Source organism: Pseudomonas sp. KK18, assembly GCF_037094675.1.
Taxonomy (GTDB): Bacteria; Pseudomonadota; Gammaproteobacteria; order Pseudomonadales; family Pseudomonadaceae; genus Aquipseudomonas.
Genome location: NZ_CP146605.1, coordinates 242,708 through 268,554, shown reverse-complemented (window position 1 = coordinate 268,554; position 25,847 = coordinate 242,708). Strand labels below are relative to the sequence as shown.

Sequence of the window (25,847 nt, the reverse complement as noted above, 5' to 3'; positions counted from 1 at the left end):
GTAGGAATGTCACCGCTGTGGCCGTCAGGCTTGTTCTTTCTTCGGCTCGCGAATCTTGTACCAGGCCACGTACAGCGCCGGCAGGAACAGCAGCGTGAGCAAGGTGGCGATGATGATCCCGCCGATCATCGCGTAGGCCATCGGGCCCCAGAACACTTCACGGGCGATAGGGATCATGCCCAGGCTGGCCGCTGCTGCGGTCAGCAGGATCGGCCGGCGCCGGTGTTCGGTAGCTTCCACCACCGCGTCCCACGGCGTGTAGCCGTCGCGCTCGTAGGCGTCGATCTGCGTCACCAGGATCACCGAGTTACGGATAATGATGCCGATCAGCGCAAGGATCCCGAGAATCGCCACAAAGCCCATGGGCGTGCCCGTGGGAATCAGCGCCAACACCACGCCAATCAGCCCCAGCGGCGCCACGCTGGCCACCAGGAACATCTTCTGCACGCTGTGCAGCTGGATCATCAGGAAGGTCGCCATCAGGAACAGCATCAACGGCACTACCTTGGCAATCGGGCCCTGGGCCTTGCCGCTTTCTTCCACGGTGCCGCCGGTGGCGACCTTGTAGCCCACCGGCAACCCAGCACTGAACTTGTCGATGTCCGGCTTGAGCTGTTTCACCAGGTCGGTCGGCTGCATGTCGTCGCGCACCGCCGCCTTGATGGTGATGGTCGGTTTGCGGTCGCGACGCCACACCAACGGCTGTTCCAGCTCATAACGCACGGTGGCAAACGCCAGCAGCGGAATCGAGGTGCCGTTGGGCGTGACGATCTGCAGGTTCTGCAAGGTTTCCGGCGTACCGCGTTCGGCATCTTCGGCGCGGCCGACCACGTTGATCAGGTAGATATCGTCATGCACCTGGGTCACCGACGCACCGCTGACCACGCTGTTCATCAACTGCGCCACGTCTTCCGACGACAGCCCCAGTTGCCGCGCCTTGTCCTGGGCGATGTCCACCCGCAGGACTTTACCCGGCTCGTTCCAGTCGTAGATGATCTCGCCCATGTGGGTATTTTTATCGAGCATGGTCGCCAGTTCGATCGCGTGTTTGCGCACCTGGTCGATGTCCTTGCCAGAGACCCGGTACTGGATCGGACGCCCCACCGGCGGGCCCATTTCCAGCGGCTGCACAAAGCTGCCCACGCCGACAAAATCTTCCCGCAGGCGTTTTTGCAGGCGCGCAATCAAGGCGCCGCGCTCTTCCAGGCCCTTGCTGACGATCACCAGTTGCGCGTAGTACGGGTTCTCCAGTTGCTGGTCCAGCGGCAGGTAGAAACGGATCGCGCCCTGGCCGATATAGGTGCTCCAGCGGGCGATGTCCGGGTCGTCCTTGATGATCGCCTCAAGACGGTCGACGGCCTTGCGGGTCTCGTTGATCGAGGCGTTTTGCGGCAGGTTGAGGTCGACGAGAATTTCCGGACGGTCCGAGGACGGGAAAAACTGGTTCTGCACAAACTGCATGGAAAACACCGACGCTACAAACAGCAGCACCGTGATGCCAATGGCCCACCAGCGGTTACGCATCGCCCACAGCATACCGCCATTGAACGCCCGGCCCACCCGGCCGGGCTCGGCATTGTGGGGTTTTACCTTGCTGCTGAGGATGTGCACGCCCAGCACCGGCGCGAACAATACCGCGACCACCCACGACACCAGCATCGCCACGGCAATCACCGCGAACAGCGTGAAGGTGTACTCCCCCGCCGAACTGGCGTTGAGGCCAATCGGCACAAACCCGGCGACGGTCACCAGCGTGCCGGTCAACATCGGGAACGCGGTGGAGGTGTAGGCGAACGTCGCCGCCTGCTCCTTGGTCTCGCCTTTTTCCAGGCGCGTGATCATCATCTCCACGGTGATCATCGCGTCGTCCACCAACAGGCCGAGGGCAATGATCAAGGCGCCCAGCGACACCCGCTGCATGGTGATGCCGCTGTATTCCATGAACACGAACACCAGCGCCAGCACCAGCGGGATCGAGCACGCCACCACCAACCCGGCACGCACGCCAAGGCTGATAAAGCTCACCACCAGCACGATGATCACCGCCTCGAACAACGCGCTGGTAAAGCCGCCGACGGCCTCCTCCACCACTTCGGCCTGGTCGGAAACCTTGTGCACGCCCACACCCACCGGCAGGTCGGCGGTCAGGTCGTCCATGCGTTTGTGCAGGGCCTTGCCGAAGTCCTGGATGTTGCCGCCCTTCTGCATGGCGATGGCCAAGCCGATGGCGGGCTTGCCGTTGAAGCGGAACATCGGCGTCGACGGGTCGACATAGCCACGGGTGATTTCCGCCACGTCGGCCAGCCGATAGAAACGGTCATTGAGCCGCAGGTTGACGTTGGCCAGGTCCTTCTCCGAGGCGAACTGCCCGGAGGTGCGCACCGAAATCCGCTCCGGCCCGGCCTCAATCACCCCAGCCGGCGTCACCGCGTTCTGCGATTGCAGGCTCTGCACCACCTGGCGCTGATCGATCCCCAGCGCTGCGAGTTTGCGGGTGGAGAAATTCAGGTAAATCACTTCGTCCTGCTGGCCGATCATCTCGACCTTGCCCAGCCCCGGTACCGAACGAATTTCGGCGCGCACTTGCTCCACGTAATCGCGCAGCTGGCGCATCGACAGGCCGTCGGCGGTAAACGCGTACACCGAGCCGAACACATCCCCGAACTCGTCGTTGAACGCCGGCCCCTGCAAGCCTTGGGGGAAGCTGCCGCGAATATCGTCGATCTTCTTGCGGACCTGGTACCAGATCTGCGGGATGTCCTTGGCGCTGGTGGTGTCCCGCAGGAACACGAACACCGTGGACTCGCCGGGCCGGGTGTAGCTCTTCACGTAGTCGAGGGAGTCCAGCTCTTCGAGTTTTTTCTCGATGCGGTCGGTGACCTGCTTCAGGGTTTCTTCCTGGGTCGCGCCTGGCCAACGGGTCTGGATCACCATGGTCTTGATGGTGAACGACGGATCTTCCTCGCGGCCGAGGTTCATGTATGAGAACACGCCCATCAGCAGCGCTACGAACATCAGGTACCAGACGAAGGACTGATGCTTGAGGGCCCAGTCGGATAAGTTGAAGCTCCCTTTCATCGCGGGCTGTCCTCGTCGATTTTGACTTTTTGCCCGGGCTTCAGGCTGTTCACGCCGGCACTCACCACCCGCTCGCCGGGTTTGACGCCGGCGTTGAGCAAGGCGCTGTCGGCGTCGCGGCTGACGATGGTGACGTCTCGGGGTTGTACGGTCTGGCTTTGGGTGTCGATCACCCAGATGCGGGTCTTGCCGTCGGCTTCCTGCAAAGCGCTGAGGGGCAGTTCGATACGCGGAGCGATGGCTGAGCTCAAGGTCACGCTGATAGCGGTGCCGAGGCGAAACGCGGGCGGCGTTTCCGCCAGGGTCAGGCGGGCGCGACGGGTGCGGGTGGCACTTTGGGCCTGGGGTTCGATCTCGCGCACGGTGGCGGTGGTGCTGATGTTCGGGTCCATTTGCCCGGCGACCAGGAACACCACATCCGGCGGCAGGCGCTCGGCGAGGCCGGCGGGCAAGTCGATGACGGCTTCCTTGATGTCCGGTCGTGCCAGGGTCACCACTTGCTGCCCGGCGCTGACCACCTGGCCGGCCTCGGCATTCCAGGCGGTGACGATGCCTGCATGGTCGGTGCGCAGTTCGGCGTAGTTGAGCTGGTCCTTGGCCTGGTTGACCGAGGCCCTGGCCTGATCCAGGGAAGCCTGGGTGGTTTTCAAGTCGGTCTGGGCGATGTCCAGTTGGGCCTGGGCGCCGACGCCACGGCTGAACAGTTCCTGCTGGCGGCGGGCATTGGCCTGGGCGTTGATCCACTGTGCCTGGACCCGGGCCAGGTCGCCCTGGGCGGCGCGCAACTGGTTCTGTTGATCGGTGGGGTCGAGCACGGCCAACAACGCGCCCTGCTGCACTTCAGCGCCCACGTCGACCGCGCGCCGGGCGATACGGCCTGGCACACGGAAACCGAGATTGCTTTCGTAGCGGGCCTGGATCGTTCCGGCGAAGCGGCCGAGGTTTTCCTGGTCCTCGGCTTTCACTTCAATCGACAGCACCGGGCGCACCGGTTCCGGTGCCGGTTCTTCCTTGGAACACGCCATCAACAGCAGGCTGGCGGCGAGCACACACGTCAACTGCTTCATGGCTGCACTCCCTGGGCCTGGGCCTGATCCGGCGGCTGGGCGATTTCCACGATCATGCCGGGGTGCAGCAATTGCCCGCCGGCCACCACGACTTTTTCGCCACCCTTGAGGCCGTCGCTGATGATCACCTTGCCGGTGAGATAACGCGCGACCGTGACCTTGTGCAGTTGCGCCTTGCCGTCGTCGTCCACCAGCCAGACAGCCGGCGCACTGATGTCTTTGGTCAAGGCAGCCCACGGCAATTCGATGCTGGCCTTGGCCGGCCCGTTGGCGGTGGCGCTGACCACCGAACCCAGTTGCATGCCCTTGGGCAGTGCGTCGAGGGCGATTTTGACTTGCACCGTGCCGGTATTGGCGGCAACGGCCGGGGTGACTTCGCGCACCTTGCCCACGGCGGTGATCTGCGGGTTTTCCAGCAGGCTGACGGTAATCGGTTTGTCCGGCGGCGGCTCTACCAGCAGTGACTCATAGACGTTGAACACCGCGTCGCGCTCGCCATCCCGGGCCAGGCTGAAAATCGGCACGGTGGCCTGCACCACCTGGCCCACCTCGGCCTGGCGGGCGGTGATGATGCCCGGCGCGTCGGCGACCAGCGAGGTGTAGCCCAACTGCTCGCGGGCATTGGCCAACTGCGCCTGGGCGGCGGTCAGCGCGCTCTGGCTGCTGCGCAACGCGGCCTGGGCGGAGTCGTATTCGCTGCGGCTGGTGTAGCCCTTGGGCAAGAGTTTTTCCTGGCGCACAAACGCGGCGGCGGTCTGCTTGACCCGCGCCTGCTCGGCGACCACCTGGGCCTGGGCGGAGTCGACGTTGGTCTGCAAATCTTTCGGATCGAGCTTGGCCAGCACCTGCTTGGCGCTGACGCGGTCGCCGACATCCACCATGCGCTGGATGATCTTGCCGCCGACGCGGAACGACAGATCGGTCTGCACCCGGGCCTGGATATCGCCGGTCAAGGTCACGGCGGCGGCAAAGTCGGTGGACTTCACCGTCTGCACAAACACCCGGGAATGTTCCTTGGGTTCGGCTTTTTCCTGGCCGCAACCGCTCAGCAGCGCCAGCAGGCCAAGGCCGAGGATAAATGTGAGTTTGGGACCGCCCATGCAGGCTCCTTGCTTGATTGACGCGTCGGTGATTATGCGACTGCTAGCGTAGTTCAGGGTTCCGCGTCGTAGGCATTGACTTACAGGAAATCAGGACGCTCGCGACACATCTCCGCCAGCCGACGCAGGTAATATGCGGATCCACATAATCGCGAACATCCTCTCATGCTCAAAACCCTCGCGGTGGCCAATTACCGCTCGATCAACAAATTGGTGGTGCCGCTGGATCGGTTGAACCTGATTACCGGCCCCAATGGCAGCGGCAAGTCCAACCTGTACCGCGCCCTGCGGCTGCTGGCGGAGACGGCCCAGGGCGGCGTGATCAACGCACTGGCCCGCGAGGGTGGGCTGGATTCGACCTTCTGGGCCGGGCCGGAAAGCATCAGCCGGCGCATGCTCAGTGGTGAAGTGGCGGTGGAGCCCATCGTGCGCCAGGGCGCCAAGCGGCTGCGCTTGGGGTTTGCCGCAGAGGATTTCAGCTATGCGATTTCCCTGGGGTTGCCCGAGAAGACCTTGTCCTATTTTTCCCTGGACCCGGAGATCAAGAAAGAATGCATCTGGGCCGGGCATGTATTTCGCCCGGCGAGCCTGCTGGTGCAGCGCTCCGGCCCGATGGTACGTGCCCGCGATGGCCGCGCCTGGGATGTACTGGCCCAGCACACGCCGAACTACCACAGCCTGTTCGATCAGGTCGGCAGCCTGCGGGGTTCGCCGGAGGTGTTGCTGCTGCGCGAAAGCATTCGCGGCTGGCGCTTTTATGATCATTTTCGCAGCGACGTCGACGCCCCGGTGCGCCAGCCGCAACTGGGCACGCGCACGCCGGTGCTGCATCACGACGGTCGGGATTTGGCAGCGGCGTTGCAGACCATTCGCGAGATTGGCGACCCGGACGCCTTGCAGCGGGCGATCAGCGATGCGTTTCCCGGCGCGCGGTTGAATATCGAGCCGTTGCAGGGCGGACGCTTTGCCATCGAGTTTTATCAGGAAGGATTGCTGCGGCCCTTGTCGGCAGCAGAGTTGTCGGACGGCACCTTGCGCTACTTGCTGCTGGTGGCGGCGCTGCTGACGCCGAGGCCACCGACGATGATGGTATTGAACGAACCGGAAACCAGCTTGCACCCGGATCTTTTGCCGGCGTTGGCGCGGCTGATCATTCAGGTGTCGCAGCAGTGTCAGGTGTGGGTGGTGTCCCATGCCAGCCGCTTGATTGCGGCGTTGCAGCAGGATGAAGGGTGTAATTCGATCGTGCTGGAGAAGGTGATGGGGCAGACGCAGGTGGTGGGGCAGCGGGTGCTGGATGAGCCGGCGTGGCATTGGCCCAGTTAGGCGGCGCCTGTGAGGGCCTCTTCGCGAGCAAGCCCGCTCCCACATTTGTCCGCATTCCAAAGGTGGAACTCGGTCGAATGTGGGAGCGGGCTTGCTCGCGAAGACGGTAGATCAGTCACCCAACAGCTAACTGATCAACCCTGCCACTTCCCGCCTTCAACAATCACACTCTCAGGCTTGGTGTCATCGCTCAGTTCCTTGCGAACATACTGGTCATACAGCTTGAGCAGATACTTCTCTTCGCCCAACTTCGCCAGCTCGGCATTCACCCAATCCCGCAATTCGATGTTGCCCTTCTTCACCGCCGGCGCAATCGGCGCTTCATCCCCCAGTTTCTGCTCCAGCACGCGATAGCCCGGGTTCTGCTTGGCCCAGCTGAACAGCACCAGGTTGTCCTGGGCATAGGCATCACCACGGCCCGCCGACAACGCTTGCAGCGACTCGGAATTTTTCTCGAACTTCAGCAGTTTCCAGTCCGGGTGGTTCTTGGTCAGCCAGATATCCGCGGTGGTGCCGGTGGTGACGATGGTGGTGCGGGTCGCCAGGTCGTCCAGGCTCTTCACCGAGCTGTCCTGCGGCACCAGGGCCTGCACCGCGACTTTCAGGTTCGGGTTGGTGAAGTCCACCGCTTCCTTGCGCTCCGGCGTCACCGTCATGTTGGCGAGGATCAGGTCGACCTTGTCGCTTTGCAGGAACGGAATGCGGCTCGCCGGTTCCACGGCGACGAATTCAACCTTGTTCTCGTCGCCCAGCAGGTCCTTGGCGAAACGGCGGCCGATGTCGGTATCGAAGCCGACATAGCGGCCGGACTCATCCACGAAACCAAACGGCGGCTTGTCGGTGAATACGCCGACGATCAGCTTGTCCCGCGCCTTGATCTTGTCGATGTAGCTCACCGCAGCGGGTGCCGGGGTGGCAGCGGCAGCCGTCTTGGCGGGCTCTTCGGATTTATTGCAGCCGGCCAGCAAAGCGAGGCCGAACAGGGGGAATAACAACTTGGCAGTTTTCATGACAGCTCCAGTTCCTTGGTTCTTTTGGGCAGTGTTGAAACGAAGGAGAACTTCTCCAGGAACTGCTGCGCGCGTGCGGTTTGCGGGTTCGTAAAGAATGCCTCGGGGGTGTTTTGTTCGAGGATGCGGCCGGCCTCCATGAACACCACGCGGTCGGCGACGGCGCGGGCGAAGGCCATTTCATGGGTGACGATCAGCAGCGTCATGCCGTCCCGGGCCAGGCCCTGGATCACTTCCAGTACTTCCTTGACCATCTCCGGGTCGAGGGCGGCGGTGACTTCGTCAAACAGCATGACCTGCGGGTTCATGCACAACGAGCGGACGATGGCGATGCGTTGCTGCTGGCCGCCCGACAGCTGGCGCGGGTAGGCGTCGCGTTTGTCGGAGAGGCCCACCCGTTCCAGCAGTTTTTCTGCCTGGGCCCGGGCTTCGCGGGGCTCGCGCTTTTGCACTTTCAGCGGGCCGAGCAGGAGGTTGTCGAGCACGCTCATGTGCGGGAACAGGTGATAACTCTGGAACACCATGCCCACGTCCTGGCGCACCTGGCGCCAGTCGGTGGCCTTGTCCAGCAGCTCCTTGCCGGCAAAACGCAGGCTGCCGCTGTGGGCCACTTCCAGGCCATTGAGGCACCGCAGCAAGGTGCTTTTGCCGCAACCGCTGGGGCCGAGGATCACCACCACTTCGCCGCTTTGCACACTCAGGTCGATGCCGTCGAGCACCTGCTGGTCGCCGAAAAACTTGTTGAAACCCTGGAACTCGATCAATGCGCTCATGCTTGGGCCCAGCGCCGTTCCAGCACCTTGGAGGCGGCCGACAACGGGTAGCAGATAAAGAAGAAAAACAGGAACAGCGCGCCGTAGATCAACACCGACTCGTAGGTGCGCTCGATGATTTGCTGGCCGACCTTGATCACGTCCACCACACCGATCAGCACCGCCAGGGAGCTGGTCTTGATGATGCGGGTGTAGACGTTGATGGTCGGCGGGGTCATGCGTTTCAGGGCCTGGGGCAACAGCACGTAGCCGTACAGTTGCGGGTCCGACAGGCCAATCGACAGGCCGGCTTCACGCTGGCCTCGGGGCAACGAATGCAACGCACCGCGCACCACTTCGCCGACTTCACTGGCACCCCACAGCGACAACACGAGCACGGCGCACCAGAAGCTCGGAATGCTCAGGCCAAAGAAAATCGGCAGGCCGAAGAACAGCAAGTACAACCACACCAACACCGGAATGGCGCGGAACAGCTCCAGGTAAATCCGCAGCACCAGGTTGATCGCTTTCGAATTCAATGTGCGCAGTACGCCATACACCACGCCGCCGACGGTGCTGAAGGCGATGCTCAAGAACGAGATCGACAGGGTTTGCGCCGCGCCCTTGCCCAGTTGCGGCAAGGACACCCAGAGTAATTCAAGACCCGAACTGGCCATGCTGGAGCCTCCTTTCAAGGCGGCTGAGCAGCAGCGACAGCGGCAGGAATAACAGCACGCAGATCAACGTGAGCACCGCGAGCATTTCGTAGGTTTTGTAGTAGAGGGCGATATAGCTTTTGGTGGTGTAGAGAATCTCCGGCACCGCCACCGCCGACACGATCGTGGTTTCCTTGAGCAGGAAAATAAAGTTCGCAAACAGCGCCGGCAGGCTGAGGATCCCGGCCTGGGGCAGGATCACATGGCGCAGCAGTTGCCAGTGGGACAGCCCGATGGACTTGCCCGATTCGATCTGTGCCAGCGGCACCGCCTCGACACCGGCGCGCAACACTTCCGTGAGGTAGGCGCCGCCGAGAAAGGTCATGGTGATGATTGCCGCCCAGAACCCGGAGATATTCAGCCCCAGGGCCGGCAACGCGAAATAGACGAAAAACAGTTGGATCAGCAGCGGTGTGTTGCGCGCCAACTCCACGTACAGCGCCACCAGGCGCCACACGTAGGGCGTGCGAAACACCAGCAGCGCGGCGTTGATCAAGGCCACCAGCATGGAGGTGCCAATGGCGATCAGGCCGACTTGCAGGGTAACGCCCACGGCCTTGAGAAACGCCGGCAGCGTGCTGAGGATAAATGCGTAATCGAAGGTCATCTGAAATCCCTGACGCCGCAGGGGTAAAGCGGCGTTGGTGCGGTCCGGTCCAGCGTGGGTAACGCCGGGTAGCGCCGACTTTAAAGGTATAAAAAGCAAAATTTAAATACCGAAATAGCATATTGATATCACCCAAATAGATAACCTGCGGATTCGCGGTGCAGATGGATGACAGCTACTGTTCCCGGGGAAGTAGGAAGGGTCTTTTTATCGGAGCTGCACTTCAGGGATAGGCAGCGCGTGGCCAGACTGACGGCCAACCAACAGCGAGGGAGTGAGCGATGAACGAGGCAAAACCGATTGATCCGCAGGAACTGGTGAAGTGGCTGGTGGCACTGCGCAGGGCCATTAACAGTCGAAATATCTGAGCTGACACAGTCCCAAATGTGGGAGCGGGCTTGCTCGCTCCCACATTTCGATTGTGTTCCAGCCATAAAAAACGCCGACGCTGTAGAAGCCGTCGGCGTTTAAACCTTGAAGGAGGTTTTTGGGTTCGATCAGAACGCCGGCACGACCGCGCCGTTGTATTTCTTCTCGATGAAAGCTTTCACTTCAGGGCTGGTCAGGGCTTTGGCCAGCTTCTGGATCGCGTCGCTGTCCTTGTTGTCCGGGCGGGCAACCAGGAAGTTCACGTACGGCGACTTGGCGTCTTCGATGATCAACGCGTCCTTGGCCGGGTTCAGGCCGGCTTCCAGGGCGTAGTTGGTGTTGATCAGGTCCAGGTCAACCTGGTCCAGGACGCGTGGCAGCAGCGCCGATTCCAGCTCTTTGAATTTCAGGTGTTTCGGGTTGCTGGCGATGTCTTTCGGCGTGGCCAGGGCGTTGGTCGGGTCTTTCAGGGTGATCACGCCAGCCTTTTGCAGCAGCAGCAGGGCACGGCCGGAGTTGCTGCCTTCGTTCGGGATGGCCACGGTGGCGCCATCTTTGAGCTCAGAGATGTTTTTGATTTTTTTCGAGTAGCCGCCGAAGGGTTCAACGTGCACACCGACCACGGTGACCAGGTTGGTGCCTTTACCCTTGTTGAAGTTTTCCAGGTACGGCAGGGTCTGGAAGTAGTTGGCGTCCAGACGCTTCTCGGCCACCTGTACGTTCGGTTGTACGTAGTCGGTGAAGACTTTGATTTCCAGGTCCACGCCTTCTTTGGCCAGGGTCGGCTTGACCAGCTCAAGGATCTCGGCGTGCGGGATCGGGGTAGCGGCTACCACCAGTTTCTCGTTGGCCTGGGCGAAGCTTGCAGTCAGGGCAGCCGCCAGTGCGGTAAACAACAGAACCTTTTTCATGCAGTGTCCTTATCGAAAATCCGGGTCGTCTGGGACGGCCGCTTTTTTAGTGGATGCCAGCGAAGTGCTATCGCGGCGTGGAGCGGACAATACCGAGGTTTTTTATTCCAGAACAATACTTTTTATTCACTTTGATATTCCATTTTGTTCATGCAGGAGCCCGGCTTACCGGCGATGGCGGTCTTGAGCCTTGCGATGCTCCTGAGGACGCCATCGCCGGCAAGCCGGGCTCCTACAAAACAGCGTGTTCTTTCAGATAGCTTTTCAGGGCTTCAACCTCGGCGGCGCTGGCGTGGCCAAGAATTCGCCGCACCTGCTCCACAGGCGAACCCGCCACGGGCAGGTTCAAATGCTCAGGCAGAATCTCGTCGCCACTGCTGACCAGCAAGGCAAAGTGAATCACGTTCTCCAACTCCCGGGTGTTGCCCGGCCAGCTGTGATGCTCCAGCACGCGCTGGGCTTCGTCGCTGATCAGCGGCACCGGCAGGTCGAGGCGCTGGCTGTAGATGCCGAGGAAATATTCGGCCAGTGACAGGATGTCGCCCACCCGCTCGCGCAGTGCGGGCAGCTCCAGTTGGCCTTCGCTGAGGTAATGGAACAGGCGCTCATGAAACTTGCCGGCCGCCACGGCCTGGGCGAGGTCGATGCTGGTGGCCGCCACCAGCCGCACATCCACCGGGCTTGGCTGATGGGCGCCGACGCGAGTGACTTCGTGGTTTTCCAGCGCCGCCAGCAGCTTGACCTGGATTGGCAGCGGCAAGTCGCCGATTTCATCCAGGTACAACGTGCCGCCGTTGGCCGAGCCAAACCAGCCAGCGCGGCTGCTGGCTGCGCCGCTGTGGCTGCCTGCGGCGTAGCCGAACAGTTCGGCGTCGGCGTATGTCGGGCTGATGGCGCCGCAATTCACCGAGACAAACAGGCCGGTGCGGTCGCTGCCACGGTGTATATGCCGGGCGAGCAACTCCTTGCCGCTGCCGGTTTCGCCGCGGATCAACACGGGCAAGGCGCGGGGGGCGAGGTTTTCGAGGTCTTCGCGCAGTTGCCGCGAACGCGGGTCGACAAACACCAGCGCCTTGGCACGAATGCTCAGGGGGCTTTTTTCGGCGTCGGGGAAGGTCAGCAGGGGCTGACCGAAGGTTTCATGCAGGCTCATGGCAGGCTCCCGCCCCATCCACGAAGGGGAAGGGGCGTTTAAAAAATTTTATGCACGGCGCCGGGAGTGATGTTCCAGGCGATTTTGCAGGCGATAGAGGTAGGCGAAACCCTGTTCCCAGCGTTGATGGCCGGACTTCACGTTGATGTGCCCGGCGCCCGCGAGAATTCCCGCTTCGGCGCCCCAGTTACGTGCCAGTTCCAAGGCGCGGGTGGCGCTGACGGCGCTGTCGTTGTCGGAGCTGACGACCTGGCTTGGGAAGGGCAACAGGTGGCTGGGGATTGGCGCAAAGTTACGCAGGGCGGGTGCGCAGGCAGGGCGTTCGACATCGGCCGGGGCCACCAGCAGGGCGCCGCGTACCTGACGCAGGAATTGCACCGGTGCGGTGGCCGCCCAATGGGCGACGGTGATGCAGCCCAGGCTGTGGGCGATCAGAATCACCGGGGTGCTGTCGGCGGCGATGGCTTCGGCCAGGGCTGCCACCCAGTCTTCGCGGCGTGGGGTGAGCCAGTCGGCCTGCTCCACGCGCGCGCTGTTGGGCAGGCTGTTCTGCCAATGACTTTGCCAATGATCTTCTGGCGATCCTTGCCAGCCCGGCACGATCAGATAACGAATCGACTCGCTGTGCATGGGTGTGCCCTCCTGCAGCGTTTAACGTTGTGGGTCAGTATAGGCACGGGGTATATGTTCGTTAAGGAATAAGAAGCTATTTATTAATAACCAAAATGTTTGTTGAGAGTGATGGGGGGTTTAGGGGGATGGGGGTACATATCCGTTTCTTCGGTTATGGCCGCTATTGGTTCCGCTCTTACAGCGGCTCACTTTTGAAGAGCGCAAAAGTAAGCAAAACGCTCTTGCCCCACCACTCGGCACCTCGCCTAGGCTCGGTGTGCCCTCACTCCGGCTTTGGACCGTGGGCCGCCGCGATGGGCCATCCTTGGCCCAGCGCGGCTAACCCGGCGTCCTGCCGGGTTACCCACGCTCCAAAGCCTGCGTTCGGCCAGCGTGGTTTAACGGGGCGCCTAAGATCAAGATCAAAAGCAAGAGCACAGCGGCCTACCGGCCGGCTTGAGTGTGGTGAAGCAAAATCAAATCTAAAGCGGGCACGGTCAAATGTGGGAGCTGGCTTGCCTGCGATGGCATCGCCTCGGTGTATCTGAAAACCCTAGGTGTCTGCATCGCAGGCAAGCCAGCTCCCACAGAAAAGCAGATCTGCAACCGCTTCAGATTTGGCTTTCGCTCTGGATCTTGCCTTTGCTTTTAACACTCAAGCCGGCCGGTAGGCCGCTGTGCTCTGCTTTTGATCTGCTTTTGATTTTGATCTGCGGGCCCCGTTAACCACGATGGCCGCAAGTAGGCACGGTGGAGCGGGTAAACCGGCAGGACGCCGGTTTAGCCGCGCCGGGCCATGGATGGCCCGTCGCGGCGGCCCGCGGAAGCGGGCCGGAGTGCGGGCATGCCGAGCCTGGGCGAGGCACCGAGTGGTGGGGCAAAGACCTTTTGGTTACTTTTGGGGCGTTTGCCAAAAGTGACCCGCTGTAAGAGCGGAACCATAAGCCGCCGTTACCTAAATAACGGATATGTACCCAGCCCCCCAAAACCACAGCCCAAAAAAAAGGCCGCACCCTGCCAAGGAGACGGCCAAAAAAATTGTCGAGGCATTTGAAACTAACGTGCAGTAATCACCGAAAGCTTGGTAATCCCCGCCCGCTCGATCGACGCCATGGCTCGCGCCACTTCGCCGTAGTTCACTCCATCATCAGCCTGCAGTTGCACCCGCACATCCGGGTCCTTGGCCTTGGCCGACTGCAAGTTGAATTCCAGCAAATCCGGCTGGATTTCATCCTTGTTGATAAACAGTTTGCCGGCCGCATCAATGCTCACCACCAGCGGGTCCTTCTGCTCCACCGGGGCCACGGCCTCGGTCTTGGGCAAGTTGATCGGAATCGCATTGGTCAACAACGGCGCCGTGACGATAAACACCACCAGCAGCACCAGCATCACGTCCACCAGCGGCGTAACGTTGATCTCGCTCAGCACCTCATCACTGTCTTGCGTGGAGAAGGCCATCTCAGGACGCCTCCTTCACTTTTTGCGCGCCACCCTGGGCACCGGCCTTGCTCAGCGTCGGGTGCAGCAGCACGCGGAAGGAGTTCTTCTGCGCCAGGCTGTAGAAGTCGTGGGCGAAGTCGTCCAGGTCAGCAGCCGTGAGCTTCAGGCGACGCAGGAAGTAGTTGTAGACCAGCACCGCCGGCACCGCGACGGCAATACCCACACCCGTGGCAACCAGTGCCGCACCGATCGGCCCGGCCACGGTTTCGAGGCTGGCGGAACCGGCGGCGCTGATGCCTTTCAAGGCTTCCATGATCCCCCACACAGTGCCGAACAGACCGATAAACGGCGAGGTGCTGCCGATACTCGCAACCACGGCCAGGCCGGTCTCCAGGGAGCGACGCTCACGCACGATCTGTTGGCGCAAAGCGCGTTCAAGACGGTCCTGATGGTTGATCGCCTGGCTCAAGTCAGCAGCGTGTGGCGCCTCACCCACCTGGATCGCGGCGTAACCGGCCTGGGCCACACGAGCGGCGGCGCCGGGTTTGGTTTCGGCCAACTCAGCGGCCGAGTCCAGGCTGGATGCCGCCCAGAACTGTTTGTGGAACTTGCGATCCTGGGACTTGAGGCGGCCGAACTGGACGCCCTTGAGCAGGGCCAGGCCCCAGGTAGCGACCGAAAAGACCACCAGCAGCCAGATCACAGCGCTTTCGATGGATTCAGTTGGAGATGCTAATGCCATGATGTTTTCCCTCTGTGCAGGTCGCGATGTGTCCAACACACCGCATCCAATAATTAATGAATCTTGAAATCGATCGGTACGCTGACCCAGCCGTCCTGGGCCACATCACCCTGCTTGGCCGGTACAAAACTCCAGCGCTTCACGGCAGCCAGTGCGGCTTCGTCGAGTTGCTGGCGACCACTGCTTTTCTGAATCTGGATCTCACCCGGCTTGCCGGTGGCCAATACATGCACCCGCAACAGCACCGTGCCTTCCCAACCCCGGCGCTGGGCCAGTGACGGGTATTCCGGCGCCGGGTTCTTCAGGTACGCGGCGTTGGCCGAGGCCGGTGTGACCGGCGCGGGCGCAGGCGGTGCCGGCGGTGCTGGAGCCGGTGGCGCGGGTACAGGCGGCGCGGGCGGCTGCTCGGCTACCGGTTTCGGTGCGGGCTTGGGCACAGGCTTCGGCACCGGCTTGGGTTTCGGAATCTTTTTCGGCGCCGGCTTGGCGGCCAATTCATCAACCACCGGCGGCGGTGGCTCGACAACCGGTGGCGGCGGCGGTGGCGGTACAGGCGGCGGCGGCTCCACAACCGGCGGAGCCGGCTGGGAAAATTCGATCGTCATCGGCGGGATTTCCGGCGGCACAATCGGCAGCACCGGGGTTGGCTTCTGGCTGACCCAATAGATCACCGCGCCATGCAAGGCCAGCGCGAGAATCCCCAACAGGATCGCTTCACGCCGACTCAACACACCCTTCGGGGTTTTCTGCGTACGCAACTGCCCCAACGGCGCGCGATGCGGCCGGCCAAGGTCGACCAACTCACCACCCGGTGCGTGGCGCCACTGCGCCTCTTGTGCACTGGCGGCGGTCTGGACATTGCCCATTGATTAACTCCCCTGCGGTCTTAAGCAAAAAAACCGACGGGCCTGCCTTGGCGGCCGTCGAGGGCTGAATCATCGGGGGCAGACGCTTATCTCTTAAAGTAATCTTTAAAGTTATAGATAGATCTAAATTGAATAACCGAAACATCCGGATACGCCGAAGCCACGTCCTGCGCGGCCTGGCGCCGAGGGGGAAAATCTCAATGCTTTTGAGGCATACAAAATATTCACTGAAGGCATGGCTCAGCGTGGATTACCGGCACACAAATCCTGCAATTGGCGTAGCAACGCCTGCCCGGCCGCACCAAGGCCGTTACGGCCATACAGCGCCAGCCGCACGCCCTGCACCGCAGGCAAACCGCTGTTCGCGCCCAACACCACGTGCCCGGGCTGCACCACCCGCACCGGCAACAGGCTGATCCCCAGTCCCGCCGCCACCGCCGAACACACGCTGGCCAAGCTGGCGCTGGAATAACCGATGCGCCAGCGCCAGCCGCCCACCTCCAGGTGATGCAGCATTTCATTGCGGTACAGGCCGCCAGCGGGAAACGCCACCAACGGCAGCGGATCACGTCCCAGGGACGCCGAACTGCGGCTGTCGACCCAACACAACGGCTCCGGCCAGGACACCAGGCAGTCATCGCTGTCACCCATTTGCTTGACCAGCAGCACGTCGAATTCACCGCCGCGATAATCCCGCAACAATTCCGGCCCCAAGCCGCTGGTGACCTCCAGGCGCACCCGGGGATAAGCCTGCACAAACGCCGACAGCAGCGGCATCAGGCGCTCGGCCGCAAAATCCTCGGGCACCGCCAGGCGCAACACGCCATCGCTCTGCTGATTGATCAGCACGTCGGCCGCCTCTTCGTGCAGCGCCAGGATGCGCCGCGCATACGCCAGCAACCGCTCACCCTCCACCGTGGCCACCACGCGGCGCTGATCCCGGTCGAGTACCTGGCTGCCCAGTGCATCTTCCAGGCGGCGGATCTGTTGGCTGACCGTGGACTGGGTCAAGTGCAGCCGCTCGGCCGCGCGGGTGAAATTGCCGCAATCGACGACGGCAACAAAGCTGCGCAACAACACAGGATCGAACATGGGCTCACCATTCCATTTGCCACTGATTGGCATGGTTATATTTAATTTCAGAATACCCCTGCGGCTACCCATACTTCACGCCTCATTGCGCACGAGGGGTTTTCCATGACTGACGATCAACAGCATCTGCATCACGCCGTGCAACTGGCCAAGGCCAACGTAGCCGCCGGTGGCCGCCCGTTTGGTGCCGTGCTGGTGCGCGACGGCGAGGTGCTGGTGGAAGCGGTCAACGAAATCCACTTGAGCCAGGACCCCACCGCCCACGCCGAGATGCTCGCCATCCGCGCCGCCAGCCAACAACTCGGCCCGCGCCTCGACGGTTGTGTGATCTACGCCAGCGGCCAGCCCTGCCCGATGTGCCTGAGTGCGATGCACCTGTGCGGCATATCCCGTGTGGTGTTCGCTGCCAGCAACGACGTGGCGGCGCCCTTTGGTTTGTCCACAGCAGCGATCTACCAGCAACTGGCGCTGCCGCTGGCGGAGCAAAAATTGCCCGTGCAGCACCTGCCGCAGGCAGCGATGCAAGCCCTTTACCGCGAGTGGCAGGCCCTGCATGACGCTGAATAATTCATTCGCCGGCAAGCTCGCCGGTTGGGGTTTGCTGGTGGTGCTGGGCCTGAACCTGCGACCGATCCTCAGTTCCATCAGCCCGTTGCTGGGGGAAATCCGTCTGGCCACCGGCCTGAGTTTCCAGAGCAGCGCCCTGCTCACCAGCCTGCCGGTGATCTGCATGGGCCTGGTGGCGCTGGTAGGTGTGCGCCTGGAGGCGAAGCTGGGGGAGCGTCGCGGAATCGCCCTGGGCTTGATGATGATTCTGCTGGCGTGCCTCGCGCGCTGGCTGTTTGGCCAGGCGCCGGCGCTGCTGGCCACGGCATTGTTCGGCGGTGCGGGTGTGGCGCTGATCCAGGCGCTGGTGCCGGCGATGATCAAGCGCCAGTTTCACCAGCGCGTGCCGTTGGCCATGGGGGTTTACTCGGCTTCGCTGATGGGCGGCGGTGGCTTGGCCGCGCTGCTCAGCCCGTTGGTGGCGGGGCATTTCCAGCAGTGGCAGGCGGGGCTCGGGATCTGGCTGCTACCGGCCCTGGGCGCACTATTGTTGTGGGCGTGGCTGCCATTGGGTGCGGCGAAAAACCCGCAGGTGACGGCGCCGTTCCAGGGCCTGCGCAACCGTCGGGCGTGGTTGCTGGCGCTGTATTTCGGCCTGGTGAATTGCGGCTACATGAGCATGGTCGCGTGGCTGCCGGCCTACTATCAGCAGTTGGGTTGGGGCGTACTGCCCAGTGGTTCGCTGCTGGCGTTCATGACGATCTTCCAGGTAATCGCCGCGCTGTTGATGCCCGCACTGGCGCAACGCGGTATTGATCGTCGACCGTTACTGAGCATCAGCCTGCTGGCCCAGACCGTGGGCTATATCGGCCTGCTGACGGCGCCGCTGGAATTCCCCCACGTGTGGGTGGCGTTGATCGGTTTCGGCCTGGGAGCGTGTTTCGCCCTGAGCCTGTTGTTGACCCTGGATCACCGCCGCGACCCTCGGGAGGCCGGCCAACTGGCGGCGTTCGTCCAGGGCGTGGGCTTTTTGATCAACGCCGTATCACCGTGGCTGACCGGCTGGCTGCGGGAATTGACTGGCAGTTTCGTAAGCGCCTGGATGGTGCTGACGCTGACGGTGGTGGCGATGCTGATACTCACCCGGGTATTCAGCCCGGGCACCTACCGCACAGGCTCTATGGATATGCAATTTGAATCTAGATAAAACAATGAACATTCTTTTGCGGAATAAGCGAGGCGATTAGAATCGCGGTTTCCTTCAGGACGCCGGAAAACTCCATGGACCTTCGCCAACTGCGCTACTTCATTGCTCTGAATGAGTACCGCAGTTTTGTGCGCGCCGCCGACGCCATGGGCATTACCCAGCCGGCGTTCAGCCGCAGCATCCAAAGCCTGGAACAGGAGTTTGGCTGTGTGCTGGTGGACCGCGCCCACAAAGACCTGCGCCCCACTCCCGAGGGCCAGGTGGTGTTGCAACATGCCTTGTCGCTCGTTCAGGGCGCGGCGCGGCTGAGCCACGAAGTCACCCGCATGACCAAGCTCGACGCCGGCGAATTGCGCTTTGGCTGCGATGCCGTGGCGGCGGTGAACCTGGTGCCTGGAGCGATCGCACGGTTTGTCGGCGCTCATCCACGAGTACGCAGCGGTTTGCATGTGGATAACTGGGAAAAACTCGGACGCAGTTTGAGTCGCGAAGAGATCGAATTCTTCATCGCCGATGTGCGCCACTTCGAGGCCGATCCGAATTTCCAGACCCAGGCCCTGACACCCCGGCGCAATGTATTTTTCTGCCGCGCCGGGCACCCGTTACTGGCCAAGGACAGCCTCTCGACCAACGACTTGTTTGACTACCCGCTGGCCACACCGCTGATCGCTCCCGGGGTACGCAAGCTACTGGCCAACCTGAGCGGGCGTGTCGACTTTTCTCCCGCTATCGAACTGGAGCAGTTTGCGGCGCTGGCAGCCATCGTGCACCAGTCCAACGCGATTGGCCTGGGTGCCGAGGATGCGTTTGCCGAAGACTTTGCCCGTGGCGCACTGACGGTGTTGCACTGGCGCAACGTGCCTCACAGCCTCGACAGTTTGAACAACCGCTGCGGGATCATCAGCCGTACCGGGTTTCGCTTGTCGCCGGCGGCGAAGGCGATGATCGAAACCCTGATCACCGTGGATACCCCCTCTGCTGAAGCAAGCTTGCTCGCCCGCAATTAAAAACCAGGCTTGCGCGCGACAGCCCATTCTCTTGATTTCAATGAAACTGTTATCGGCAATCAGCGGGTTTTTTCGCCTGCCGGGAACCGACACCATTGGCTCCAGAACAGAAAAACCTGGAGCCCTGCCATGTACTTGAAATACCCAATCAGTTGGACTGCCCTTGCCTTGGCAGCGGCCCTCACCGGCACCGCCGCCCAGGCTTCCATGCCGGCGAACCTGCCCGCCGATCAGAGCGTTGGCGCCATCGAGCAGGTGCACGCCTTCCACGATGCCATGCCCACCGGCGTGAGCGTTACCGAGACCGGACGCATCTTTGTCAACTTTCCTCGCTGGGGCGACGAGGTGCCGTTTACCGTCGCAGAATTGCGCGACGGCAAAGTCGTACCCTACCCTGACCAGGCGATAAATCAGGCCAACCCCAAAGACCCGGCCAAAGGGTTTATCAGCGTACAAAGCGTGGTGGCCGACGGGCGCGGACGCCTCTGGATACTGGACACCGCGGCGCCTGGCTTCTCGCCTCCACAGCCAGGTGGTGCCAAGCTCGTCGCAGTTGAGCTCGCCACCAACAAGGTGGTCAAGACCCTCGTATTCCCGAAAAACGTCATGCTGCCCGGCACCTACGTCAACGACATGCGCTTTGATTTTCGCGTGGGTGACCAAGGCGTGATCTATATCACCGACTCTTCACTTACCGGCCCGGGCGCGATCATCGTCATGGACATCGCCAGTGGCACGGCCATACGCCGGCTCAGTGGTGCACCCTCGACCTCGGTCGACCCGAACTTCGTACCCACGGTCGAAGGCCAGGTCCTGAAAGTGCGGGATGCCAAAGGCGGCACCCAGCCTTTTGCCGTGGCTTCGGACGGCATCGCCCTGTCGGCTGATGGACAGACCTTGTATTTCTGCCCGCTGTCGAGTCGGCACCTGTACGCCATCCCCACGGCACTGCTGCGTGACGAGACAGTCAGCGAAGCACGGCTCGAAATGGCGGTCAAAGGCCTCGGGGAAAAAGGCGCCTCGGACGGGCTTGAAGCCGACGCCTCGGGGGCCGTGTATGCCGGCGACTACGAAAACAACAGCGTGCGCAAACGGCTGGCGAACGGGCAATGGCAGACCATCGTCCATGATCCGCGTGTGCTCTGGCCCGACACACTGTCAATCGGTCCTGATGGCTACCTGTACTTCATCGCCAATCAGCTGCACCGCCAAAGCATCTTTCACGCAGGCAAAGACTTGCGCCAGAAACCCTACAGCCTGCTGCGCGTGAAGATCGATGCCGCGCCGGCGCCCACACACTAGCGGCGCCGAAGCATGAATATTGATGCGTTGAACCTGTTCATGCGATCAACAGAGCTGGGCAATATCACCGCAGCCGGCAGGGAGCTGGGACTCGCGCCCTCGGTGGCCAGCCACAAACTGGCGAAGCTTGAAGAATACCTGGGCATGCGCCTGCTGCATCGCACCACTCGCCAGGTCAGCCTGACCGAAGACGGTGCGCTGTTTCTGCCCCATGCAATCCGGGTGCTGGCAGCCGTGGACGAGGCCTATCTGGTCGCGGTGAAAGGCAAGGACGTGGCCAAACGGGTGTTAAGAGTATCCGCCCCCGGGTCCTTCGCGCGGATGTGCCTGATGCCGGCCATTACCCGGTTCCTGCACGCCAACCCGAAGCTGAAGATCGACCTGATACTGTCCGATCAAATGCAGGACCTGACCGAGATCGGGATTGATGTGGCAATCCGCATCGCCGCCCTGAAGGACTCATCCCTGGTGGCGCGCAAGCTCGGCTGCGACCGACGCATCCTGTGTGCGGCACCCGCCTACCTCCAGGCGCATGGCGAACCGACTTCACCTGCGGAGCTGGTCAATCATTCCTGCATCCTGCTGGGCGACGAGGACCATTGGCGTTTCGTGGGTGCCCAGTCACACAAAGTCACGGCAATCAGTGGTTCGCTCAGAGTCAATTGCGGCGAAAGCGCACGGCTTGCCGCGGAGGGTGGGCTCGGCATCGTCTCTGTTTCACAGTGGAACGTCAGGCCCTCACTGGAAAGCGGCGCATTGGTGGAAATCATGCCGTCCTGTGTCCTGGAGCAAACCCGGGATATCTGGGCGATCTACCCCAGCGCGCGGTTGATCTCATCCAAGGCTCGGGCTTTCGTCGAGTTCATGATCGCCGAGTTCCAGGGCGATTTTTAGCATAGGGAAAAAATCATGACGGTGACTCACCAAGCTGCAGTCAAAACAAATCTCGCGAGCGGTCCACGCGTCGTTCGACTAGGGGTGACAGACTTGTCTTTCCATCGGGTTACCGCTGCGGTGGTAGCGCTGGTGTTGCAACGCATGGGCCTGACCGTTGAGCGCCACTATGCCCTGCACGAGGAAAACTTCGAGCAGTTGCGCAAAGGCTCGGTCGACATGCTGGTCTCCGCCTGGATTCCTTTCAGCCACGGGCTGTACAAGCAAGCGGTGGAGGCAGTGACGCCCACTCGCGAACTGGGCCTGCACTATCAGCCTTATGCCTTGTGGGGAGTGCCGGACTATGTCAGCGAGCATGACGTGGAATCCATCGAGGACCTGCTCAAGCCCGACGTCCGGGCCCGGATGAACCCGCTGATCCAGGGGATCGGCCCGGGTGCGGGCATTACCCGCTTCTCGCTGAAAATCATGGACGAATACGGGTTGAACGACGCCGGATATCGGTTCCGCACGGGCAGCCAGGACGACTGTATTAAGGCGTTCGAGGCTCTGTATCAGCAGCGGCGCTGGGGCATCGTGCCGCTGTGGCATCCTCAGTTCCTGCACCACCGTTATCGAATTCGCGACCTGAAAGACCCCAAGGGATTACTCGGCAGTGTTGATAGAGCGGTGCTGCTGGCGCGCGAGGATCGCTTGGTATTACTCACGGCTGCCGAGATCCAGGTACTGGACAATATCCGCCTCTCCAACCTCATCGTTGCCGAACTCGATGATGCGCTCAACCGTGGCGGGCAATCCGCGGATGACGCCGCGATCGATTGGCTGGCAAGGCATCCCGACACCCTGCGCGCCTGGCTCGCCCCCCTGGCCAGATTGGGCAACGAGGCCTTTTACGAATTCTGAATTCGCGGCGGGCTGGCTACAAGCGCCTGCTCACTGAGGCTAGTTTGGCGATGCAGATGTTCTGCAATCTCCCCAAACCGAGGATTCCAACATGCTCTACCTGGTTTTCAGCGGCACCATCAAAGAAGGCAAACAGGCCGAGTTCTATCGTGATGTAGCGGCCGTTTCACAAAAGCTCACCCACCAGCACGACAAGGCCGTGGTCTATCAATGGCATAAGGATGAAGAGAACCTCAACCGGTTCTTTCTCAACGAACAGTGGGAAAGCGTCGCGGACCTGCACGCGCATTTCGAAACGCTCTACAAAGCCTTCGGCCCGGCGAAACCCACCGAGCGCCTGCCGGCGAAAATCCTCGCGTACCTGGATGAAGCACAGGTGAACTTCTACCAGGCCATTCAGTAAATCGCACCCGGTCACCCCAGGGTGACCGGGACGCTTGCTCAGCTCGCTGTCCTTTCCACCGGGTTGAGTTCGCTCAGCCGTCCCTCCTGGCGCGCAAACCGATTGGCCCGGGCAAACGTGCCAAAATCGTTGAAGCGCACGCCCATCTCAGCCATCACCTTGTGCGCCGCCTTCACCGTCATCTGACGGATATAGAACGGCTCCTTGACCACAAAATGGTGAATCCCGTGGGTGCTGCCGAAGTTGAAGCAGAACGCTTGCAACGGCCACAGCCACCACGGGTTGAGTACCTGGGTTTGCTGGATCACGTTGCCCGGCTCGATGTCGCCGTAGTAGTGCATGTTGGAGCTGACAAAGTGCAGGCAGAAGGTACGCAGCACGTTGGGGCCGATGATCACCACGGCGGCGATGTCGATGACTTGCATCACCGCCAGCGTGTTGGCCGACCAGTCGATCGGCGCGCCCAGCAGGCTGGCGATGCCATTGGCGGCATGAAAGCCGAGGAACACATACCACGCGCCCCAATGCAGCAGCGCCAGCGGTGCGTAGACCAGCGCCGTGCGCTTGAGAATGCCCAGCTTGTGCTTCCAGGATGGTGCGCGCAGCACCCGGATCAGTGCCGACATGATGTTGTCGCCGACCATCAGCAAACGTGCCAGGCCCCACGGTTCACCGTTGGTGATCGCGCGCTCTTCGATGTCGGTTTCGCTGCCGGAAACCTTGTGGTGATTGAGGTGGATATGGCGTCGTACCCAAGGGTTGATGGTGCTGGGCCGCGCCAGCCACACCAGGCCCATCATCAGGTTGTGGGGCAGGCGCTGCTTGCGAAAGTACATGCTGTGGATCAGGTCGTGTTCCAGTTCGTGGGTCAATGACGCGAGGAATGCGTTGAGCAGCAGGCACACCCACCACGCCATGTGCCCGGTGATATACAGCGCCGCCGAACCCAGCATGCCCACCAGGGCAAAGGCCAGGATGCCCGCGCCCAACGCATCCTGATGCAGCAGCCAGGGGTGGCGCTGGCGCAATAACAGCCCCTCGGCCAGCACCACTTCACGGATATGCGCTGAACGCTGTTGTGCGTTCATCTGCCGGGGACTTGCAGAAGTACCGTCCATGCTTCCATCCTCTGTCTTATTGATGCGTACATCCTGCCCTATGCGATCTGGCGGGACGCTAGCCCCACACGCCAACCTGTTGACCGCAAGCGCCAATCAACATGACCGAACCGACCTCTCTCGCCAGCTGGACCCGCGCCCTGCGCAAGCAGCTCGACGCCCTGGGCCTCGACAGCGCCGCGCTGTGCGCCCAGGCCGGGCTCGACCCGCAGTTGATGGAAGATCCGAACGCGCGCTACCCGCTATCGGCCACCACGCGCCTGTGGGAACTGGCGGTACAGGCCAGCGGCGACCCGGCGATTGGCTTGCGGGTGTCGCGGTTTGTCAGCCCCACCACCTTTCACGCGCTGGGTTATGCGCTGGTGGCCAGCGGCAGCCTGCGGGAAGTGTTCGAGCGGATCGTGCGCTATCACCAGGTGGTCAGCGACGCCCTGAGCCTGGAGCTTAGCCGTGAGGGCGAACGTTACCGCTTTCGCCTGCAACAGCCCGCCGGTACACCCGCACCCGCGTTTGAGGCGATTGATGCGTTCGCCGCGATTTACGTGCGCACCTGCCGCAATCGCCTGGGCCGGGAGTACGCGCCGCTGGCGGTGTACCTGCGGCGGCCCGAGCCGGCTGATCCCAAGCCGTGGCACACGGTATTTCGCGCGCCGGTGTTTTTTGCCGCCGAGGAAGACCGTCTGGAATTTGCGGCCCGGGACTTTGACAGCCACCTGGACGATGCCAACCCCGAGTTGGCCGAGCACAATGAAACCGTGCTCAAGCGCACCCTGGCGCAACTGCGGCCGCTGACCTGGGAACGCAAGGTGCGTTCGGCCATCGAAGCGCAGTTGCCTGACGGTGAGCCGAGCGCCGAGCGCATCGCCCAGGCGTTGCATTTGAGCTTGCGCAGCTTGCAGCGGCATCTGGCGGATGAGGGCTGCCGGTTTGATGCGCTGCTGAACGAATGCCGGGAGAACCTCGCGCTGCTGCATCTGCGGGACCCCGAGTGTTCGCTGGCGGAGATCAGTCATTTGCTGGGGTTTGCCGATACCAGCAGCTTCAACCGGGCGTTCAAGCGCTGGACCGGGATGACGCCGGGGCAGTTTCGGGATGGGTTGAGGTAGCTGGAGTTGCGGCGGCTGTGAGGGCCTCTTCGCGAGCAAGCCCGCTCCCACATTTGACCGCATTCCAATGGATGTACTCGGTCAAATGTGGGAGCGGGCTTGCTCGCGAAAGCGGTCGATCAAACACCACAAAAGCCAGTGGCAGTCAGCGCCCGCGATCCCGCCGCAACACTTTCTTCACCCGCGCCACCAACGCCCGGGCTTCAAACGGCTTGAGCAAATAATCATCCTCATGCAATTCCAGCCCACGCAGCCGATCTTCAATCCCGTCCGGCGTGGTCAAAAACAACATCGGCGTCTCACCCTTCAACCGGATCGCCTGCTGCAGCTTCCAGGCATTCAGCCCCGGCAGCATCACATCCAGGATCACCAGGTCGTATTCGGTGCTTTCCACAAAGCGCAGGGCCGCCATGCCATTGGCCGCCACCTCCACCGTGTAGCTGGCCTCTTCAAGACTGCGGCCCATCGCCTCGGCCGCCTCTGACTCGTGTTCCACTAGCAGGACGCGCATAACACACCT

25 protein-coding genes are annotated in these 25,847 nt (G+C 61.9%); 9 read left to right on the top strand and 16 right to left on the bottom strand.

The annotated features are described in order from the left end of the window. Window positions 1-24: 24 nt before the first annotated feature. Genes V6607_RS01195 through V6607_RS01185 form a run of 3 tightly spaced genes read right to left on the bottom strand, consistent with a single transcriptional unit; the run spans window position 25 to window position 5,245 of the window. A complete protein-coding gene (locus V6607_RS01195; protein ID WP_087692737.1) occupies window positions 25-3,078 on the bottom strand; it encodes an efflux RND transporter permease subunit in 3,054 nt (1,017 codons plus the stop codon). Further along, a complete protein-coding gene (locus V6607_RS01190; protein ID WP_134325536.1) occupies window positions 3,075-4,145 on the bottom strand; it encodes an efflux RND transporter periplasmic adaptor subunit in 1,071 nt (356 codons plus the stop codon). The genes V6607_RS01195 and V6607_RS01190 overlap by 4 nt, the downstream gene beginning before the upstream one ends. Beyond that, a complete protein-coding gene (locus V6607_RS01185; RefSeq protein ID WP_003211832.1) occupies window positions 4,142-5,245 on the bottom strand; it encodes an efflux RND transporter periplasmic adaptor subunit in 1,104 nt (367 codons plus the stop codon). Before V6607_RS01185 ends, V6607_RS01190 begins: the two co-directional genes overlap by 4 nt. A 165-nt stretch (window positions 5,246-5,410) precedes the next feature. Here V6607_RS01185 and V6607_RS01180 point away from each other — a divergent pair, with 165 nt between their 5' ends. Continuing rightward, the gene (locus tag V6607_RS01180) at window positions 5,411-6,571 is read left to right on the top strand and encodes an AAA family ATPase (RefSeq protein ID WP_102606019.1); all 1,161 of its coding nucleotides are present in this window, start codon (window positions 5,411-5,413) and stop codon (window positions 6,569-6,571) included. A gap of 134 nt (window positions 6,572-6,705) precedes the next feature. Here V6607_RS01180 and V6607_RS01175 read toward each other — a convergent pair whose 3' ends face one another. The 11 genes from V6607_RS01175 to V6607_RS01125 all read right to left on the bottom strand — a co-directional run bounded on the left by V6607_RS01175 (window position 6,706) and on the right by V6607_RS01125 (window position 16,841). After that, window positions 6,706-7,581 (bottom strand): transporter substrate-binding domain-containing protein, encoded by an 876-nt coding sequence (locus V6607_RS01175; RefSeq protein WP_008435828.1) that lies wholly within the window; start codon window positions 7,579-7,581, stop codon window positions 6,706-6,708. After that, window positions 7,578-8,354 (bottom strand): amino acid ABC transporter ATP-binding protein, encoded by a 777-nt coding sequence (locus tag V6607_RS01170; RefSeq protein WP_003211829.1) that lies wholly within the window; start codon window positions 8,352-8,354, stop codon window positions 7,578-7,580. The genes V6607_RS01175 and V6607_RS01170 overlap by 4 nt, the downstream gene beginning before the upstream one ends. Then, on the bottom strand, window positions 8,351-9,010 hold the full coding sequence (locus tag V6607_RS01165; RefSeq protein ID WP_008435829.1) for an amino acid ABC transporter permease: 660 nt from the start codon (window positions 9,008-9,010) through the stop codon (window positions 8,351-8,353). The genes V6607_RS01170 and V6607_RS01165 overlap by 4 nt, the downstream gene beginning before the upstream one ends. After that, a complete protein-coding gene (locus V6607_RS01160) occupies window positions 8,991-9,656 on the bottom strand; it encodes an amino acid ABC transporter permease (protein WP_003211825.1) in 666 nt (221 codons plus the stop codon). Before V6607_RS01160 ends, V6607_RS01165 begins: the two co-directional genes overlap by 20 nt. A gap of 497 nt (window positions 9,657-10,153) precedes the next feature. Further along, window positions 10,154-10,936, bottom strand: a complete 783-nt coding sequence (locus V6607_RS01155; protein ID WP_003211822.1) for a MetQ/NlpA family ABC transporter substrate-binding protein — start codon at window positions 10,934-10,936, stop codon at window positions 10,154-10,156. Window positions 10,937-11,168: 232 nt separating this feature from the next. Continuing rightward, a complete protein-coding gene (locus V6607_RS01150) occupies window positions 11,169-12,089 on the bottom strand; it encodes a sigma 54-interacting transcriptional regulator (protein WP_003211821.1) in 921 nt (306 codons plus the stop codon). A 48-nt stretch (window positions 12,090-12,137) separates the two neighbouring features. Next, on the bottom strand, window positions 12,138-12,719 hold the full coding sequence (locus tag V6607_RS01145; protein ID WP_003211820.1) for an alpha/beta hydrolase: 582 nt from the start codon (window positions 12,717-12,719) through the stop codon (window positions 12,138-12,140). A gap of 1,038 nt (window positions 12,720-13,757) precedes the next feature. Further along, window positions 13,758-14,159: a biopolymer transporter ExbD gene (locus V6607_RS01140; protein ID WP_003218118.1), complete on the bottom strand. Its 402-nt coding sequence runs from the start codon at window positions 14,157-14,159 to the stop codon at window positions 13,758-13,760. Window position 14,160: 1 nt separating this feature from the next. Further along, window positions 14,161-14,886 (bottom strand): MotA/TolQ/ExbB proton channel family protein, encoded by a 726-nt coding sequence (locus V6607_RS01135; RefSeq protein ID WP_085984637.1) that lies wholly within the window; start codon window positions 14,884-14,886, stop codon window positions 14,161-14,163. Window positions 14,887-14,936: 50 nt separating this feature from the next. Next, entirely contained in the window at window positions 14,937-15,749 is an 813-nt protein-coding gene (locus V6607_RS01130; protein WP_003218120.1) for an energy transducer TonB, read from the bottom strand. 240 nt (window positions 15,750-15,989) lie between these two features. Further along, the gene (locus tag V6607_RS01125; protein ID WP_134325534.1) at window positions 15,990-16,841 is read right to left on the bottom strand and encodes a LysR family transcriptional regulator; all 852 of its coding nucleotides are present in this window, start codon (window positions 16,839-16,841) and stop codon (window positions 15,990-15,992) included. A 105-nt stretch (window positions 16,842-16,946) separates the two neighbouring features. Here V6607_RS01125 and V6607_RS01120 point away from each other — a divergent pair, with 105 nt between their 5' ends. From V6607_RS01120 to V6607_RS01090, 7 genes are all read left to right on the top strand, one after another. Further along, on the top strand, window positions 16,947-17,408 hold the full coding sequence (locus tag V6607_RS01120) for a nucleoside deaminase (protein WP_134325533.1): 462 nt from the start codon (window positions 16,947-16,949) through the stop codon (window positions 17,406-17,408). Beyond that, a complete protein-coding gene (locus V6607_RS01115; RefSeq protein ID WP_134325532.1) occupies window positions 17,395-18,594 on the top strand; it encodes a CynX/NimT family MFS transporter in 1,200 nt (399 codons plus the stop codon). The genes V6607_RS01120 and V6607_RS01115 overlap by 14 nt, the downstream gene beginning before the upstream one ends. Before the next feature lie 74 nt (window positions 18,595-18,668). Next, on the top strand, window positions 18,669-19,601 hold the full coding sequence (locus V6607_RS01110) for a LysR family transcriptional regulator (protein ID WP_003218124.1): 933 nt from the start codon (window positions 18,669-18,671) through the stop codon (window positions 19,599-19,601). 129 nt (window positions 19,602-19,730) lie between these two features. Beyond that, entirely contained in the window at window positions 19,731-20,903 is a 1,173-nt protein-coding gene (locus V6607_RS01105; RefSeq protein WP_338742959.1) for an L-dopachrome tautomerase-related protein, read from the top strand. Window positions 20,904-20,915: 12 nt separating this feature from the next. Next, window positions 20,916-21,797: a LysR family transcriptional regulator gene (locus tag V6607_RS01100; protein ID WP_008433706.1), complete on the top strand. Its 882-nt coding sequence runs from the start codon at window positions 20,916-20,918 to the stop codon at window positions 21,795-21,797. Between the two features lie 15 nt (window positions 21,798-21,812). After that, window positions 21,813-22,700, top strand: a complete 888-nt coding sequence (locus V6607_RS01095; RefSeq protein WP_134325531.1) for a glycine betaine ABC transporter substrate-binding protein — start codon at window positions 21,813-21,815, stop codon at window positions 22,698-22,700. Window positions 22,701-22,791: 91 nt separating this feature from the next. Beyond that, window positions 22,792-23,103 (top strand): antibiotic biosynthesis monooxygenase, encoded by a 312-nt coding sequence (locus V6607_RS01090; RefSeq protein ID WP_338742955.1) that lies wholly within the window; start codon window positions 22,792-22,794, stop codon window positions 23,101-23,103. 38 nt (window positions 23,104-23,141) lie between these two features. On the opposite strand, the gene V6607_RS01085 is transcribed toward V6607_RS01090, so the two are convergent. Beyond that, window positions 23,142-24,221, bottom strand: coding sequence for a fatty acid desaturase (locus V6607_RS01085; protein WP_102606285.1), 1,080 nt, complete (start codon window positions 24,219-24,221; stop codon window positions 23,142-23,144). A gap of 101 nt (window positions 24,222-24,322) precedes the next feature. Here V6607_RS01085 and V6607_RS01080 point away from each other — a divergent pair, with 101 nt between their 5' ends. After that, on the top strand, window positions 24,323-25,327 hold the full coding sequence (locus tag V6607_RS01080) for an AraC family transcriptional regulator (protein WP_003218131.1): 1,005 nt from the start codon (window positions 24,323-24,325) through the stop codon (window positions 25,325-25,327). A gap of 145 nt (window positions 25,328-25,472) precedes the next feature. Here the strand turns inward: V6607_RS01080 and V6607_RS01075 are convergent, their stop codons facing one another. Continuing rightward, on the bottom strand, window positions 25,473-25,838 hold the full coding sequence (locus tag V6607_RS01075) for a response regulator (protein WP_003218132.1): 366 nt from the start codon (window positions 25,836-25,838) through the stop codon (window positions 25,473-25,475). Between the last annotated feature and the right edge of the window lie 9 nt (window positions 25,839-25,847).

Bases quoted from the DNA above. Each gene is read 5' to 3' on its own strand.
- V6607_RS01195 (WP_087692737.1), bottom strand. From the start codon at position 3,078: ATGAAAGGGAGCTTCAACTTATCCGACTGGGCCCTCAAGCATCAGTCC.
- V6607_RS01190 (WP_134325536.1), bottom strand. From the start codon at position 4,145: ATGAAGCAGTTGACGTGTGTGCTCGCCGCCAGCCTGCTGTTGATGGCG.
- V6607_RS01185 (WP_003211832.1), bottom strand. From the start codon at position 5,245: ATGGGCGGTCCCAAACTCACATTTATCCTCGGCCTTGGCCTGCTGGCG.
- V6607_RS01180 (WP_102606019.1), top strand. From the start codon at position 5,411: ATGCTCAAAACCCTCGCGGTGGCCAATTACCGCTCGATCAACAAATTG.
- V6607_RS01175 (WP_008435828.1), bottom strand. From the start codon at position 7,581: ATGAAAACTGCCAAGTTGTTATTCCCCCTGTTCGGCCTCGCTTTGCTG.
- V6607_RS01170 (WP_003211829.1), bottom strand. From the start codon at position 8,354: ATGAGCGCATTGATCGAGTTCCAGGGTTTCAACAAGTTTTTCGGCGAC.
- V6607_RS01165 (WP_008435829.1), bottom strand. From the start codon at position 9,010: ATGGCCAGTTCGGGTCTTGAATTACTCTGGGTGTCCTTGCCGCAACTG.
- V6607_RS01160 (WP_003211825.1), bottom strand. From the start codon at position 9,656: ATGACCTTCGATTACGCATTTATCCTCAGCACGCTGCCGGCGTTTCTC.
- V6607_RS01155 (WP_003211822.1), bottom strand. From the start codon at position 10,936: ATGAAAAAGGTTCTGTTGTTTACCGCACTGGCGGCTGCCCTGACTGCA.
- V6607_RS01150 (WP_003211821.1), bottom strand. From the start codon at position 12,089: ATGAGCCTGCATGAAACCTTCGGTCAGCCCCTGCTGACCTTCCCCGAC.
- V6607_RS01145 (WP_003211820.1), bottom strand. From the start codon at position 12,719: ATGCACAGCGAGTCGATTCGTTATCTGATCGTGCCGGGCTGGCAAGGA.
- V6607_RS01140 (WP_003218118.1), bottom strand. From the start codon at position 14,159: ATGGCCTTCTCCACGCAAGACAGTGATGAGGTGCTGAGCGAGATCAAC.
- V6607_RS01130 (WP_003218120.1), bottom strand. From the start codon at position 15,749: ATGGGCAATGTCCAGACCGCCGCCAGTGCACAAGAGGCGCAGTGGCGC.
- V6607_RS01125 (WP_134325534.1), bottom strand. From the start codon at position 16,841: ATGTTCGATCCTGTGTTGTTGCGCAGCTTTGTTGCCGTCGTCGATTGC.
- V6607_RS01120 (WP_134325533.1), top strand. From the start codon at position 16,947: ATGACTGACGATCAACAGCATCTGCATCACGCCGTGCAACTGGCCAAG.
- V6607_RS01115 (WP_134325532.1), top strand. From the start codon at position 17,395: ATGACGCTGAATAATTCATTCGCCGGCAAGCTCGCCGGTTGGGGTTTG.
- V6607_RS01110 (WP_003218124.1), top strand. From the start codon at position 18,669: ATGGACCTTCGCCAACTGCGCTACTTCATTGCTCTGAATGAGTACCGC.
- V6607_RS01105 (WP_338742959.1), top strand. From the start codon at position 19,731: ATGTACTTGAAATACCCAATCAGTTGGACTGCCCTTGCCTTGGCAGCG.
- V6607_RS01100 (WP_008433706.1), top strand. From the start codon at position 20,916: ATGAATATTGATGCGTTGAACCTGTTCATGCGATCAACAGAGCTGGGC.
- V6607_RS01095 (WP_134325531.1), top strand. From the start codon at position 21,813: ATGACGGTGACTCACCAAGCTGCAGTCAAAACAAATCTCGCGAGCGGT.
- V6607_RS01090 (WP_338742955.1), top strand. From the start codon at position 22,792: ATGCTCTACCTGGTTTTCAGCGGCACCATCAAAGAAGGCAAACAGGCC.
- V6607_RS01085 (WP_102606285.1), bottom strand. From the start codon at position 24,221: ATGGACGGTACTTCTGCAAGTCCCCGGCAGATGAACGCACAACAGCGT.
- V6607_RS01080 (WP_003218131.1), top strand. From the start codon at position 24,323: ATGACCGAACCGACCTCTCTCGCCAGCTGGACCCGCGCCCTGCGCAAG.
- V6607_RS01075 (WP_003218132.1), bottom strand. From the start codon at position 25,838: ATGCGCGTCCTGCTAGTGGAACACGAGTCAGAGGCGGCCGAGGCGATG.